General features: G+C 60.8%; 14 protein-coding genes. 3 read left to right on the top strand and 11 right to left on the bottom strand.

Annotation, left to right across the window (positions count from 1 at the left end; all coding sequences use genetic code 11):
- Positions 1-15: 15 nt before the first annotated feature.
- The 5 genes from AC07OT_RS06135 to AC07OT_RS06115 form a co-directional block, all read right to left on the bottom strand.
- The gene (locus tag AC07OT_RS06135; protein WP_014716890.1) at positions 16-1,179 is read right to left on the bottom strand and encodes a type III PLP-dependent enzyme; all 1,164 of its coding nucleotides are present in this window, start codon (positions 1,177-1,179) and stop codon (positions 16-18) included.
- 399 nt (positions 1,180-1,578) lie between these two features.
- A complete protein-coding gene (locus tag AC07OT_RS06130; protein WP_495107689.1) occupies positions 1,579-2,736 on the bottom strand; it encodes an osmoprotectant ABC transporter ATP-binding protein OsmV in 1,158 nt (385 codons plus the stop codon).
- Positions 2,733-3,386: an ABC transporter permease gene (locus tag AC07OT_RS06125; protein ID WP_027604864.1), complete on the bottom strand. Its 654-nt coding sequence runs from the start codon at positions 3,384-3,386 to the stop codon at positions 2,733-2,735. The genes AC07OT_RS06130 and AC07OT_RS06125 overlap by 4 nt, the downstream gene beginning before the upstream one ends.
- Positions 3,387-3,398: 12 nt before the next feature.
- Complete coding sequence (locus AC07OT_RS06120) at positions 3,399-4,292, bottom strand: glycine betaine ABC transporter substrate-binding protein (protein WP_253493285.1); 894 nt, start codon at positions 4,290-4,292, stop codon at positions 3,399-3,401.
- Between the two features lie 20 nt (positions 4,293-4,312).
- Positions 4,313-5,065, bottom strand: coding sequence for an ABC transporter permease (locus tag AC07OT_RS06115; RefSeq protein ID WP_262382155.1), 753 nt, complete (start codon positions 5,063-5,065; stop codon positions 4,313-4,315).
- A gap of 295 nt (positions 5,066-5,360) precedes the next feature.
- Between AC07OT_RS06115 and AC07OT_RS06110 the strand changes: the two genes are divergently transcribed.
- The 3 genes from AC07OT_RS06110 to AC07OT_RS06100 all read left to right on the top strand — a co-directional run bounded on the left by AC07OT_RS06110 (position 5,361) and on the right by AC07OT_RS06100 (position 7,742).
- Positions 5,361-6,944, top strand: a complete 1,584-nt coding sequence (locus tag AC07OT_RS06110; protein ID WP_027604861.1) for a peptide chain release factor 3 — start codon at positions 5,361-5,363, stop codon at positions 6,942-6,944.
- A gap of 194 nt (positions 6,945-7,138) precedes the next feature.
- On the top strand, positions 7,139-7,384 hold the full coding sequence (locus tag AC07OT_RS06105; protein ID WP_495107688.1) for a hypothetical protein: 246 nt from the start codon (positions 7,139-7,141) through the stop codon (positions 7,382-7,384).
- 97 nt (positions 7,385-7,481) lie between these two features.
- Positions 7,482-7,742 (top strand): hypothetical protein, encoded by a 261-nt coding sequence (locus AC07OT_RS06100; RefSeq protein ID WP_115486621.1) that lies wholly within the window; start codon positions 7,482-7,484, stop codon positions 7,740-7,742.
- Between the two features lie 112 nt (positions 7,743-7,854).
- On the opposite strand, the gene AC07OT_RS06095 is transcribed toward AC07OT_RS06100, so the two are convergent.
- The 6 genes from AC07OT_RS06095 to AC07OT_RS06070 form a co-directional block, all read right to left on the bottom strand.
- On the bottom strand, positions 7,855-8,826 hold the full coding sequence (locus tag AC07OT_RS06095; protein WP_495107687.1) for a peptide ABC transporter ATP-binding protein: 972 nt from the start codon (positions 8,824-8,826) through the stop codon (positions 7,855-7,857).
- Positions 8,826-9,794 (bottom strand): ABC transporter ATP-binding protein, encoded by a 969-nt coding sequence (locus tag AC07OT_RS06090; protein WP_495107686.1) that lies wholly within the window; start codon positions 9,792-9,794, stop codon positions 8,826-8,828. The genes AC07OT_RS06095 and AC07OT_RS06090 overlap by 1 nt, the downstream gene beginning before the upstream one ends.
- Positions 9,795-9,804: 10 nt before the next feature.
- Entirely contained in the window at positions 9,805-10,716 is a 912-nt protein-coding gene (locus tag AC07OT_RS06085; RefSeq protein WP_027604858.1) for an ABC transporter permease subunit, read from the bottom strand.
- A 10-nt stretch (positions 10,717-10,726) separates the two neighbouring features.
- Positions 10,727-11,737, bottom strand: coding sequence for an ABC transporter permease subunit (locus AC07OT_RS06080; protein ID WP_003215992.1), 1,011 nt, complete (start codon positions 11,735-11,737; stop codon positions 10,727-10,729).
- Positions 11,738-11,813: 76 nt separating this feature from the next.
- Positions 11,814-13,409, bottom strand: a complete 1,596-nt coding sequence (locus AC07OT_RS06075) for an ABC transporter substrate-binding protein (protein WP_027604857.1) — start codon at positions 13,407-13,409, stop codon at positions 11,814-11,816.
- An 80-nt stretch (positions 13,410-13,489) separates the two neighbouring features.
- Positions 13,490-14,887, bottom strand: a complete 1,398-nt coding sequence (locus tag AC07OT_RS06070) for an OprD family porin (RefSeq protein WP_027604856.1) — start codon at positions 14,885-14,887, stop codon at positions 13,490-13,492.
- Between the last annotated feature and the right edge of the window lie 63 nt (positions 14,888-14,950).

Raw genomic sequence — 14,950 nt, 5'->3', positions numbered from 1 at the left:
TTGTGCGCGGCCGTCTTACACGTAGAACGACTTCAACGGCGGAAAGCCATTGAACTCAACCGCGCTGTAGCTGGTGGTGTAGGCACCGGTCGACAGCCAGTACAAGCGATCACCGATCGCCAGGTTCAGCGGCAGGCCGTACTTGTAGTTTTCGTACATGATGTCGGCGCTGTCGCAGGTCGGGCCGGCGATGACCACTTCTTCCATCTCGCCTTTCTTCTCGGTCCAGATCGGGAACTTGATGGCTTCGTCCATGGTTTCGATCAGGCCGGAGAACTTGCCCACATCCGTGTACACCCAACGCTCGACGGCGGTACGGGATTTACGGGCAACCAATACCACTTCACTGACCAGGATGCCGGCGTTGGCGATCAGCGAACGGCCTGGCTCGAGGATGATTTCCGGCAGGTCATCGCCGAAGTCTTCCTTGAGGAAGCGGATGATTTCTTCGGCGTAGGTTTCCAGGCTATTGGTGCGGGTGATGTAGTTGGCCGGGAAGCCGCCGCCCATGTTGATCAGCTTGAGGTGGATGCCGTCTTCTTCCTTCAGGCGTTCGAAGATCACCTTGACCTTGGCGATTGCCGCGTCCCACACGCTGATGTCGCGTTGCTGCGAGCCAACGTGGAACGAAATGCCGTAGGGCACCAGGCCCAGGTCACGAGCGAGGATCAGCAGGTCCATGGCCATGTCGGTCTGGCAGCCGAATTTGCGCGACAGAGGCCAGTCGGCCGTAGTCGAGCCTTCGGTGAGGATACGTACATACACTTTCGAACCCGGCGCGGCCTTGGCGATGTTGCGCAGGTCGGCTTCGGAGTCGGTGGAGAACAGGCGCACGCCCTTCTCGTAGAAGTAGCGGATGTCCTTGGATTTCTTGATGGTGTTGCCGTAGCTGATACGGTCGGCGCTGACGCCGCGGTCCATGACCTTGTCCAGCTCGTAGATCGAGGCGATGTCGAAGCTCGAGCCCTTGTCTTTCAGCAGGTCGATGATCTCGACGGCCGGGTTGGCCTTGACCGCGTAATACACCTTGGCGAATTCGAAACCGGCGCGCAGGTCATCGTAGGCCTGGCTGATCATCGCGGTGTCGATCACCACGAACGGGGTTTCCTGTTTGTCGGCGAACGCCTTCATTTTGTCAAAAGTGGCGCGCGCGAAATAATCTTCGACGTTGATCGACATGCTGGGAACTCCTAAGGGCAAACTAAATTGATCAATGGGTGCAAATGAACGTCCTCCGTATCCCCACTTTGGTTCGCCTACTTCCCAAGGCATGTCGCCGAAAGCAAAAAGGCCATGGGAATAGTCGCTTCCCTTGGCCTTGCTGTCTCGTCGTCAGTACTTGAGCCGGATGGATCGTTTCCAGCATGGACGTTCGGCGCGAACTTTAGGACGTGAGGGGCCATAGATCAACTAAAAATGTCGCGTTTTTGCACGCGTTCGTCGCGGGACCGCGCGCAGCTACTTATGTAACCGACACGTGTGACGGAATGATGTTCCCCGCTGAGTGGTAATCGAGGCGATTTCCCTGACTCACCGAAGGGGAAATGTGGGAGGGAGCAAGCCCCTTCCCACATAAGATCAGGCCAGAGCGGTCTCGGCGGGGGAGACAATGCTGGTCTTGCCCCCACGGGACTTACCGGAACTCAGGTACTCGGCAATCGACTCCTGGGTCACTTCACCCAGGAACACCCGCTCCGCATCCATCACCGGCAACCACGAGCGGTTGAACTCGTACATGCGCGACAACAGGATGCGCAAATGCTCGTCATACGCCGCCGTGGCGTTGAACTCGCGCAGGTACTGGCCGCAGGTACCGGTCTGACGGTGCAGGTCGCGACGGCGTACATAGCCGAGCGCCTTGTTCTCGGCGCACGTGACTACCACATAGCGGCGGTCAGTTTCGTCCATCAGCTCCAGGGCATCGGCCACCGGGGTTTCCGGGCTCACCGACGGGGCGTTGTCCGCCGCATCTTCAGCCTTCACCAGCAACAGGCGCTTGAGGGTGCTGTCCTGGCCCACGAAGTTGCTGACGAACTCGTCGGCCGGATGGGCCAGCAGGGTGTCCGGATGATCGATCTGCAGCAGCTTGCCGGCGCGGAAGATGGCGATCTTGTCACCCAGCTTGATGGCTTCGTCGATGTCGTGGCTGACCATGATCACGGTCTTGTTCAGCGCCCGTTGCATCTCGAAGAACTCGTTCTGGATCATCTCGCGGTTGATCGGGTCGACCGCGCCGAACGGCTCATCCATCAGCAGCAGCGGCGCGTCCGCCGCCAGTGCACGAATCACACCGATGCGCTGTTGCTGGCCGCCCGACAGTTCACGCGGGTAGCGATGCAGGTACTGCTTGGGTTCCAGCTTGATCATGCTCATCAACTCGCGGGCGCGGTCGTGGCATTTCTGCTTGTCCCAGCCCAGCAGCTTGGGCACGACCACGATGTTTTCCTCGATGGTCATGTTCGGGAACAGGCCGATCTGCTGGATCACGTAGCCGATGTTGCGACGCAGGGTCACTTCATCGAGATCGGTGGTGTCTTCGCCGTTGATCAGGATCTTGCCCGAGGTCGGCTTGATCAGGCGGTTGATCATTTTCAGCGTGGTGCTCTTGCCGCAGCCCGAAGGGCCGAGGAACACGCAAATCTCGCCTTCGTTGACGGTCAGGCTTACGTCGTTCACGGCCGAAACAGTTTTGCCGTTGCTTTGAAAAGTCTTGGTCAGGTGTTGAAGTTCGATCATTTGAGCAGTCCTTTTGGAGTCAGCGAGCGTTGCAGCCATTGCAGAAGCAGGTCGGCGAAGATGGCCAGGAGACTGACCAGCACGGCGCCGACGATCAGCATCGACATGTCGCTGCGGCTGATGGAAGCCAGAATAAGTACACCCAGGCCACCGGCGCCGATGGTGGCGGCGATGGTCATGACGCCAATGTTCATCACCACGGCGGTACGCACGCCGGCGAGGATCACCGGCACGGCGATGGGCAGTTCGACCATGCGCAGGCGCTGGCCGAAGGTCATGCCGATGCCTTTGGCGGCTTCGCGGATGCCCGGTTCGACGCCGGTGAGGGCCAGGTAGGTGTTACGCATGATCGGCAGCAGGGAGTAGAGGAACACGGCGGTGATCGCCGGCATCGGCCCCAGGCCCTGGCCGAATTTGGAGTAGAACGGCAGCAGCAGGCCGAACAGGGCGATGGACGGCACGGTCAGCAGCACCGTGGCGCTGGCTTGCAACGGGCCGGCGAGGGTCGGGAAGCGGGTCATCAGCACGCCGAGGGGCACGCCGACGACAATCGCCAGGATCACCGCGATACCGACCAGGGTGATGTGCTGCCAGGTCAGGTGCAGGACCTGGGCCCAATCAAGATGGGAAAAGGCGTTCAGGAATTCCATGTCTTCTCCTTCTTAGTTGATCGGATGTTGGCGCAGGAAATCGGCGGCAACAGCGGATGGGCTTTCATGGTCGACGTCGACCCGCGCGTTCAACTCGCGCATGGTCTTGTCGTCGAACAGCGCGGCCAGAGGCGCAAGGTCTGCGGCCAGCTGCGGGTGCGCGTCGAGGTAAACCTGGCGCACCACGGGGGCGGCGGTGTAGTCCGGGAAATAGTGCTTGTCGTCGGCCAGCAGCTTCAATTTGAACGCGTTGAGGCGACCGTCGGTGGTGTAGACCAGGCCGGCAAACACCTGGCCGTTACGCAGAGCGGTGTAGACCAGGCCCGCGTCCATCTGCCGGGTGTTTTTGCGCGTCAGGTTCATGTCATACAGCTTGACCATGCCGGCCAGGCCGTCGGAGCGGTTGGCGAACTCGGTGTCCAGGGCCACCAGGCGGTGTTCCTTGGTGTCTTCTGCCATGGCGTTGGTGAGGTCGCTGATGCTGTTGATCTCTGGATGCTCCTCGGCCACTTTCTCGGGCAGTGCCAGGGCGTAGGTGTTGCTGAAGCGTGACGGCGACAGCCAGACCAGGCCTTTTTTCGCGTCGAGCTCTTTCACTCGGGCGTAGGACTGTTCGCTGTCGAGCTTCTCATCCACATGGTTGTAGGCCACGAGCGACACGCCGGTGTATTCCCAGATCAGGTCCAGTTGCCCGCTTTCCTGGGCACTGCGCGCCAGGTTGCTGCCCAGGCCGCCGGTCACGCGGGTGTCGTAGCCCTTGGTGCGCAGGTACTGAGAGGTGATTTCGGCCAGCAGGGTCTGTTCGGTGAACACCCGCGCGCCAATGCGGATCACGGGTTTTTCGGCAGCTTGCGCAAAACCTGCAAACAGCAGGACGCAGCTCAGTATCAAGGTGATTTTTTTCATGTGTATTCCTTTGCCAAGCCTTAAGACGGACGCAACCCGCGTTCCAGCCAGAGGCGGCTGGCCATGGTTACCAGGCCGTCGAGCAGCAACGCCAGCAACGCGGTGCACGCGGCGCCGAGCAGCAGTTGCGGCTGGTTGTTCAGGGCGATGCCGGGGAAAATCAGGCTGCCCAGGCTATTGGCACCAATCAGGAACGCCAGCGGCGCGGTACCGACGTTGATCGCCAGGGCCACGCGCACACCGCCGATGATGATCGGCACGGCGTTCGGCAATTCGACGCGAAACAGCACCTGGCGCGGGGTCATGCCGATGCCGGTGGCGGCTTCTTTCAGCGAGCCTTGAACGTTTTTGAGGCCTTCGTAGGTGTTGCGCACGATGGGCAACAAGGAGGCGAGGAACAACGCGAAGATGGCCGGGCCACTGCCGATGCCGAGGACGCCGAGGGCGATGGCCAGTACGGCCAGGGGCGGGACGGTGTTGCCGATGTTGAAGATCTGCATGAAGCGTTCTGCGCGCCCGACCATGTTCGGTCGGCTGAGCAGGATACCGGCGGGGATGCCCACAACGAGGGCGGCCAGCATGGAGACTAGAACCAGGATCAAATGAGCTTGCAGGTAAAACAACAAATCGTCGCGGTACAGTTCGATCGTGTTGATGCCGATCCAGTGGACCAGCAGGGCCAGGAGAGCGACGACAACCACTCCTCCTATCAGCCCTTTGCCATAGCGAATAGCCACAGGCGGACTCCTTTTTTCTTTTGTCGGCGACCACATTCCCGAGCGGCAATGCCATTCCTGGCTGTCGGCGAATAGGGTCGCGAAAAGCAGCTCGCCAATACCGGCAACGCGGTATCAAATCGAGCCATGAGCGCAGCCTCGTCAGGCTAACTTGCTGATTTTTCAGCCCCTGTTACGAGTGCGGTAGCAGGGGAGTGGACGTCTCTACCTTTTAAAAGGTTCCATACTTGGCAGCATTTAGCCACCCCCAATGGGGTGAACGGTGGTCCGGCACCTGCGGTTTGCGCTATACTCGCCGCCCTTTTTTGACTCACCTGCCAGGCGATTTCCCATGACCCACCAGGCCGCCGAAGTCGCGAAACGCCGCACTTTCGCCATTATTTCCCACCCCGATGCCGGTAAAACCACCATCACCGAGAAGCTCCTGCTGATGGGCAAGGCGATCGCAGTGGCCGGCACGGTGAAATCGCGCAAATCCGACCGCCATGCCACCTCTGACTGGATGGAAATGGAAAAACAACGGGGTATTTCCATTACCACGTCGGTCATGCAGTTCCCGTATCGCGACCACATGGTCAACCTGCTCGACACCCCGGGCCACGAAGACTTCTCCGAAGACACCTACCGCACCCTGACCGCGGTGGACTCGGCACTGATGGTCCTCGACGGCGGTAAGGGCGTCGAGCCGCGTACCATCGCGCTGATGGACGTATGCCGGCTGCGTGATACGCCGATTGTCAGCTTCATCAACAAACTCGACCGTGATATCCGCGACCCGATCGAATTGCTGGATGAAATCGAAGCCGTCCTGAAGATCAAGGCTGCGCCGATCACCTGGCCGATCGGTTGCTACCGCGACTTCAAGGGCGTGTACCACCTGGCCGACGACTACATCATTGTCTATACCGCCGGCCATGGTCATGAGCGCACCGATGTGAAAATCATCGAGAAGCTCGACTCCGACGAAGCCCGCGCCCACCTGGGTGACGAGTACGACCGCTTTGTCGACCAGTTGGAACTGGTGCAGGGCGCCTGCCATGAGTTCAACCAGCAGGAGTTCCTCGACGGCCAACTCACCCCGGTATTCTTCGGCACCGCCCTGGGCAACTTCGGCGTCGACCACGTGCTCGACGCCGTCGTGAACTGGGCACCGAAGCCGCTGGCCCGTGTCGCCAACGAGCGCACCGTGGAACCGGTGGAAGAGAAATTCACCGGCTTCGTGTTCAAGATCCAGGCGAACATGGACCCCAAGCACCGCGACCGTATTGCCTTCATGCGCATCTGCTCGGGCAAGTACGAAAAAGGCATGAAGATGCGCCACGTGCGCACCGGCAAGGACGTGCGCATCGGCGACGCCCTGACGTTCTTCTCCTCCGAGCGTGAACAGCTCGAAGAGGCCTACGCCGGCGACATCATCGGCCTGCACAACCACGGCACCATCCAGATCGGCGACACCTTCACCGAAGGTGAAACGCTGGGCTTCACCGGTATCCCGCACTTCGCCCCGGAACTGTTCCGCCGCGTGCGCCTGCGTGACCCGCTGAAATCCAAGCAATTGCGCCAAGGCCTGCAGCAACTGGCGGAAGAGGGCGCTACCCAGGTGTTCTTCCCTGAGCGCAGCAACGACATCATCCTCGGCGCCGTGGGTGTGCTGCAGTTCGATGTGGTCGCCAGCCGCTTGAAAGAGGAATACAAGGTCGAATGCTCCTACGAGCCGATCACCGTGTACTCCGCGCGCTGGATCGAATGCGCCGATAAGAAGAAGCTGGAAGAGTTCTCCAACAAGGCCGTGGAAAACCTCGCGCTCGACGGCGGTGGTCACCTGACCTACCTGGCCCCGACCCGGGTCAACCTGGCGCTGATGGAAGAGCGCTGGCCTGATGTGAAGTTCCGCGCGACCCGCGAGCACCACTAAGGTCTGAGCGCCGCAAAACAAAATGTGGGAGGGGGCTTGCCCCCGATAGCAGTGTGTCAGCCAATATATTCGGGGCAGACAGTACGCTATCGGGAGCAAGCCCCCTCCCACATTTTTTTCTCCTCCAGGCATGGGATTGGCGAGAATCCGGCATCGGGTCTAGCGTTTAACCACCGACTGCAAAGGAGATCACCGTGCGAAATGCTCAACGCGCCATCCCTCTGGTGTTGCTGGCCGTCCTGGGGCTGGCGACCCTTCCGGCACTGGCGGGCGCAGGAGCGCCGCAGTGGAAGGACACGGGGCCGGTCACCAAGAAAAAGCAGAACGAGATCAACTCCGGCAGTTGGCAACCCCAGGCCCAGCCTGCGCCCAAGGAGGATGCAGAAAACCCTTATAACGAAGGGGAAGACAGCGAAACCTATGACGATGGTGACACCTGACGCGCGAGTGGCATAAAACCAGGATCGGAACTAGCTTAATTCACAGCGCCGGTCGAACGCCGGCGCGAGTGATTCACTGACTGGACGGAAATTGACCATGAGTATTTTTCAACGTTTAGTGATGTTGCTAAAAGTGCTGGTGATGTTATCGCTGGGGATCTCCTCTGCATGGGCCAATACCGCAGTGCAGAGCCAGGTCCCAGGGTTTGTGGCGGCGAAAACGGCGCAGGCGGGTGGTTTACAACTGGCCAAGAGCGAGTCGGAGCCCGGTGATGAGGACCAGGGCGGCTCCAAGGATGACGATGACCAACAGGCCCCTCCGGACGATGATGACACTGAGGGTGACAGCGATACCTGAGTCGAGCTGAAAAAAAGCCCCACCTACCGGACTGATGCGCAATCCGACGGGTGGGGCGGTAGAACTCATGTCATGCCCTGGACTGAACCTCCAGGGCATTTTTATTGCTGGGTCAGGCCACAAACTGCTCCGCGTAGTGGCACGCCACCTGGCGGTTATCCAAGGCGCGCAGTTGCGGCTCCTCGCTGCTGCAACGTGCCGTCGCATACGGGCAGCGCTTGTGGAAAGCACAGCCCGGCGGCGGGTTCAGTGGGTTGGGCAACTCGCCAACGATTTTGATCTTCGGTTTGTTCGGATCCGGATGAATGGTCGGGGTGGCCGAGAGAAGTGCCTGGGTGTACGGGTGCAGCGGGCGCGCGTAGATGTCTGCCTTGGGGCCCACTTCCACCGGGCGGCCGAGGTACATCACCATCACGTCATCGGCGACGTGCTGCACCACCGCCAGGTTGTGGGAGATGAACACGTAGGCCGTGTTGAATTCCTGCTGCAGGTCCATGAACAGGTTGAGCACCTGGGCCTGGATCGACACGTCCAGCGCCGAGGTGGGTTCATCCGCCACCAGCACTTTCGGTTGCAGCATCATCGCGCGGGCCAGGGCGATCCGCTGGCGCTGGCCACCGGAGAACATGTGCGGGTAGCGCTGGTAATGCTCAGGGCGCAGGCCCACTTGCTTCATCATCGCCTGCACTTTCTCGCGGCGTTCGGCGGCGGACAGGTTGGTGTTGATCAGCAGCGGCTCGCCCAGTTGATCACCGACCTTCTGGCGTGGGTTCAACGAGGCATACGGGCTCTGGAACACCATCTGCACGTCTTTGCGCAATTGCTTGCGCTGGGCCTTGTCGGCACCGGCGACTTCCTGGCCGGCGATTTTCAGCGAGCCGGACGATGGTTCTTCAATCAGCGTCAGCGCACGGGCCAGGGTGGATTTGCCGCAACCTGACTCGCCTACAACCGCGAGGGTCTTGCCGGCTTCCAGTTCGAAGGACACACCGTTGAGGGCGCGCACGGTGGCGTGGCCCTTGAACAGGCCACGGGACACTTCGTAATGACGGGTCAGGTCGCGGGCAGTAAGAACGACGGCCATTACGCCACCTCCTGGTTCAAGGGGTAGAAGCAGCGCGCAAGGCTGTTGCTTTTCGGATCAAGGCCGGGCCGCTGGGCACGGCAGCTTTCCTGCACATACGGGCAGCGTGGCGACAGCAGGCAACCCTGCGGGCGGTCATAGCGGCCGGGCACGATACCTGGCAGCGTGGCCAGGCGCGTGGCGCCGAGGCTGTGCTCGGGGATCGCCTTGAGCAGCGCTTCGCTGTACGGGTGCGCCGGGATGTCGAACAACTGCGGCACCTGGCCGACTTCCACGGCTTGGCCGGCGTACATCACGCACACGCGCTGGGCGGTTTCAGCCACCACTGCCAGGTCGTGGGTGATCAGCACCAGGCCCATGTTCTGCTCTTTTTGCAGGGCCAGGAGCAGGTCCATGATCTGCGCTTGAATGGTGACGTCCAATGCCGTGGTCGGTTCGTCGGCGATCAGCAGTTTCGGCTCGCCGGCAATCGCCATGGCGATGGCCACACGCTGGCTCATACCGCCGGACAACTGGTGCGGGTAGGCGTCCATACGGCTGGCGGCGCCGGGGATCTCGACTTTTTCCAACAACTCGATGGCGCGCTTGCGGGCTTGCTTGCCGGACATTTTCAGGTGCAGGCGCAGCACTTCTTCGATCTGGAAACCCACGGTGTAGCTGGGGTTCAGCGCGGTCATCGGGTCCTGGAACACCATCGCCAGGTCTTTGCCGACGATCTGGCGGCGCTGGCGGTTGCTCAGCTTGAGCATGTCCTTGCCGTCGAAGCTCAGGGCGTCGGCGGTGACGATGCCAGGGTGCTCGATCAGCCCCATCAGCGCCATCATGGTCACGGATTTACCCGAGCCCGACTCGCCAACAATGGCCAGGACTTCGCCCTTGTCGACGGCAATGTCGAGGCCATCGACCACCGGCACGGCGGTCTTGTCGCCGAAGCGCACGTTGAGATTCTTGATTTCTAACAGTGACATGGGAATCTCCTCAGGCGGCGTTCTTGAGTTTCGGGTCCAGCGCATCGCGCAGGCCGTCACCCATCAAGTTGATTGCCAGCACGCTGAGCAAAATGGTCAGGCCAGGCAGGCTCACCACCCACCAGGCGCGTTCGATGTAGTCACGGGCCGAAGCCAACATGGTGCCCCACTCCGGGGTTGGCGGTTGTACGCCAAGGCCAAGGAAGCCCAGGGCCGCGGCATCGAGGATCGCCGAAGAGAAACTCAGGGTCGCCTGCACGATCAGCGGTGCCATGCAGTTAGGCAGCACGGTGATGAACATCAGGCGGGGCAGGCCGGCGCCGGCGAGGCGGGCGGCAGTCACGTAGTCACGGTTCAGCTCGCCCATCACCGCAGCGCGGGTCAGACGTACGTAGGACGGCAGCGACACGATGGCGATGGCGATCACGGTGTTGATCAGGCCAGGGCCGAGGATCGCGACAATCGCAACCGCCAGCAGCAGCGAGGGCAGGGCCAGCATGATGTCCATCAGGCGCATGATGGTCGGGCCGAGCAGGCGCGGGAAGAAACCGGCGAACAGACCCAGCAGGATGCCCGGGATCAGCGACATCACCACCGACGACAAGCCGATCAGCAAGGACAGGCGTGAGCCCTGGATCAGGCGCGAGAGCAGGTCGCGGCCCAGTTCGTCGGTGCCGAGCAGGAACTGGATCTGCCCGCCTTCCAGCCACGACGGTGGGGTGAGCAGGAAATCGCGGTATTGCTCGCTGGGGTTATGCGGCGCTACCCAGGGGGCGAAGATCGCGCAGAACACGATCAGCAACATGAACAGCAGGCCGGCAACCGCGCCCTTGTTCTTGGAGAAGGCTTGCCAGAATTCTTTGTACGGCGACGGGTACAGCAGGCTTTGATCGACTGCTGACACTTGAGTAGGTGTGGTCATGGTCATGATCTCAGCGCTGGTGACGGATGCGTGGGTTGGCGAAGCCGTAGAGGATGTCCACCACGAAGTTCACCAGGATCACCAGACAGGCGATCAGCAGGATGCCGTTTTGCACCACCGGGTAGTCCCGTGCGCCAATGGCTTCGATCAGCCATTTGCCGATGCCGGGCCACGAGAAGATGGTTTCGGTCAGCACCGCACCGGCCAGCAGGGTGCCGACTTGCAGGCCGACCACGGTGAGTACCGGGATCAGTGCGTTACGCAGGCCGTGCACGAACACCACGCGCGCCGGCGACAGGCCCTTGGCCTTGGCGGTGCGGATGTAGTCTTCACGCAGCACTTCGAGCATGGATGAACGGGTCATCCGCGCGATCACTGCCAACGGAATGGTGCCGAGCACGATGGCCGGCAGGATCAGGTGGTGCAGCGCATCCCAGAACGCGTCCGGCTCGTCGGCCAGCAGGGTGTCGATCAGCATGAAGCCGGTGCGCGGCTCGATGTCGTAGAGCAGGTCGATACGTCCGGACACCGGGGTCCAGCCCAGGCTCACGGAGAAGAACATGATCAGGATCAGGCCCCACCAGAAGATCGGCATCGAATAGCCCGCCAGGGAGATGCCCATCACCCCGTGGTCGAACAGGGATCCTCGCTTGAGTGCCGCGATCACCCCGGCCAACAGGCCCAGGATGCCGGCGAACAACAGGGCGGCCATGGACAGTTCCAGGGTCGCCGGGAAGAGGGCGGTGAACTCGGTCCACACGCTGGTACGGGTACGCAGGGATTCGCCAAGGTCGCCGTGGGCGAGCTTGCCGACGTAGTCCAGGTATTGCGCGTACAGCGGCTTGTTAAGGCCGAGGCGTTCCATTGCCTGTGCGTGCATCTCGGGGTCGACGCGCCGCTCGCCCATCATGACTTCGACAGGGTCGCCAGGGATCATGCGTATCAACGCAAACGTGAGCAACGTGATGCCGAAAAACGTGGGGATCAATAACCCCAGTCGGCGGGCAATAAAACTAAACATCTTGTGGTGTACCTCAATCAGCCGGTTAGGCAGGTTCGGCACCGTCCTGGTGGGCGGTGCCGAGCGTTTCTCTTATTTACTTCACCTGGGTGGTGGCGAAGTTATTGTTCGTCAGAGGGCTTTGGGTATAACCCTCGACGTTCTTGCGCATGGCGGTGAACATTTTCGGGTACGCCATGGGAATCCACGGTTGGTCCTTGTCGAAAACCTCCAGGGCTTGTTGATAGAGTGCGGCCCGCTGCTGGGGTTCAGCGTCGGCGCGGGCCTTATCGATCAAGTCCTGAAACTCTTTGTTACACCAGCGGGCGTAGTTTTCGCCGTTTTTCGCTGCATCGCAACTCAGGTTCGGCGTAAGGAAGTTATCCGGATCGCCGTTGTCACCGGCCCAGCCGGCGGAAACCATGTCGTGCTCGCCGGCTTTGGCGCGCTTGAGCATTTCGCCCCACTCCATGACCTTGATATTGACCTTCAGGCCGATCTGCGCCAGATCCGCCTGCATGCGCTGGGCGCCGAGCATCGGGTTGGGGTTGGTCGGGCCGCCGCCGTTACGGGTGAACAGGGTGAACTCGGTGCCTTCCGGTACACCGGCTTCCTTGAGCAGGGCACGGGCCTTGTCCAGGTCGCGCTCAGGGTTTTTCAGCTTGTCGTTGAAGCCCAGCAGGGTCGGCGGATACGGGCCGGTGGCATCCACGGCGTTGCCTTTGCCATACAGGGATTCGTTGTAGCCTTTCTTGTCGAACGCGATGTTGATCGCGTGACGCACCCGCGCGTCGCTCATGTATTTGTGGGTGGTGTTCAGGGCGGTGTATGCGGTGGTCATCGCCGCCAGTTCGGCGACCTTCAGGTTCGGGTCTTTCTTGATGCTGGGAAGGTCGTCGGGCTTGGGATACAGCGCGATCTGGCATTCGTTGGCCTTGAGCTTCTGCAGGCGCACGTTGTTGTCGACCGCAATGGCCAGGATCAACGGATCGGCCGGAGGCTTGCCACGGAAGTACTCCGGGTTGGCCTTGAAGCGCACCTGAGCGTCCTTCTGGTAGCGCGTGAAAATGAACGGGCCGGTGCCGATCGGCTTGCTGTTGAGCTCTTCGGTCTTGCCGGCGGCAAGTAGCTTGTCGGCGTACTCGGCGGAGTGGATGGCGGTGAACGGCATCGCGACATCGGCCAGGAACGGTGCCTCAGGGCGGGTCAGGGTGAAGACCACGGTATGGTCATCGGTCTTCTCCACGCTCTTGAGCAGTTCCTTGAAGCCCATGCTTTCAAAGTACGGGTAGCCCACGCTGGATTTGTTGTGCCACGGGTGTTTCGGGTCCAGTTGACGCTGGAAGCTCCAGAGCACGTCGTCGGCATTCATGTTGCGCGTGGGTTTGAAGTAGTCGGTGGTGTGGAACTTGACGTCGTCGCGCAGATGAAAGGTATAGGTCAGGCCGTCGTCACTGATTTCCCAGGAAGTGGCGAGCGCTGGCACGATCTCGGTGGTGCCGGGCTTGAAGTCCACCAGGCGGTTGAACATGGTTTCGGCGGCGGCATCGGCTGTGACGGCCGTGGTGTACAGGACCGGGTCAAAACCCTCCGGGCTGGCTTCGGTGCAGACCACCAGGGGTTTGGCCGATACGCCGATAGCCACGCTTAACAGCGCAGCGGCAACGGCAGCTTGTAGCGGGAGCATTTTCATTCAGAGCCCTCTGCAATCGATGGGACCAGACAAGCGTAGACGGCAGGCTCGTCCTGAGCCTGCCGTCTACCTGATGCTAGTTAAAGAATGTTGAACGGGATGGTGGTGACCAGGCGGAACTCTTTGATGTTGCCGTCAGCCTGTTGTGCGCTGGCGCGGTGAGTCACGTAGGTGCCACGGATGGTGGTGGCCTTGAGTGGGCCGCTCTGAATCGCGTAGGACGTGCCAACCCCGTATTCCTGGTGTTTCTCGCCGTCCATCAGGCGCAGGTCGCTACGCGAAGCGCCGGCTTCACCGTAGGCGGTACCGTTGTAGTGAGTACCGTCGATGCCCCAGCCGCGCGCCGAGTAGACGTTGAACTTCAGGCCCGGCACGCCGTATTCAGCCATGTTGATGCCGTAGGCGATCTGGAAGGACTTCTCGTTCGGGCTGTTGAAGTCGGAGGTCAGGGAGTTGGCCAGGTAGATGCCGTTGGTTTCGTGCAGGTAGTCGAAGTACTCGTCACCGTTAACTTCCTGGTACGAGAAGGTCAGGCTGTGGGCCTGGTGGGTCAGCCCCAGGGACAACGAGTAAGTGTCGTTGTCGATGTTGCCCATCTTCTTGCTGCCGGTGTCGGTGGTTTTGTAGTAGTTCAAACCGGTGGTCAGTGCCAGGGTCTGCGCATCACCCAATTCGTGGGTGGCACCGAAGTAGTACTGGTTCCAGAAGTCTTCGACGTTAGCGGCGAACACGCTGGTTTTCAGGCTCTTGAACGGCTGGTAGTTGAAGCCCAGGGTCTTGACCTTGTCGGTTTCCTGGCCATTGCCGTACTCGGAACGGAATTTCGACAGGCTTTGTTCGGTACGCGGCGAAACGCGATCAAAGATGCCGCCCTGGAACGACAAGTTGCTGAACTCTTCGCTGTTGAAGCTCACACCCTCGAAGCTCGAAGGCAGGGCACGGTTGCCGATGGTATCGACGATTCCGCTGCTGAAGTTCTGGCGACCGGCGGTCAAGGTGGTGTTGGACACGCGGAACTTGACGTTCGCCAGGCCCAGTTTGCTCCACTGGCCTACTGCATCGCCGTCGGAGTCAGCCAGGGTACGGTTGGAGCCGCCCTTGATATCACGCTTGCTGCGGTCCAGGACCACGGCGTTGTAAGCCGCGACTTCGGTCGCCACCCCCACGGTGCCTTGGGTGAAGCCCGAGGAGTAATTGAGGATGGTGCCTTGTACCCAGTTTGTGCGGTTTGCGTCGGTGCGCGTCTGATTGTGTTTCTCATAGGAGAAACGCTGGCCACGGAATTTCTTCTCGCTGGAGTACCAGTTACGGGTTGTACCGCCCAGGCTTTGACCGTCAATAAAGCCTTTGGCCTCGCTTTGGGCGCTGGCGCCGGCCAATGTGGTCGGAACGAAGTCCTGGCTGGCGGGTTCAGCATAGGCGGTGGCCGTGATGCTGCTGATGGCCAGGGCCAGAAGCGCTTTGCTGCTCAGTTTCATGGATGAAGCTCCTTTGGTTCTCTTTTTTATGCCGGTCTTTTTAGGTGAACCGGCTATTGGGTG

This window comes from Pseudomonas sp. GW821-FHT09C10 (assembly GCF_059418085.1).
The sequence above is the reverse complement of the archived record's forward strand: the minus strand, read 5'-3'. Positions and strand labels throughout refer to the sequence as shown.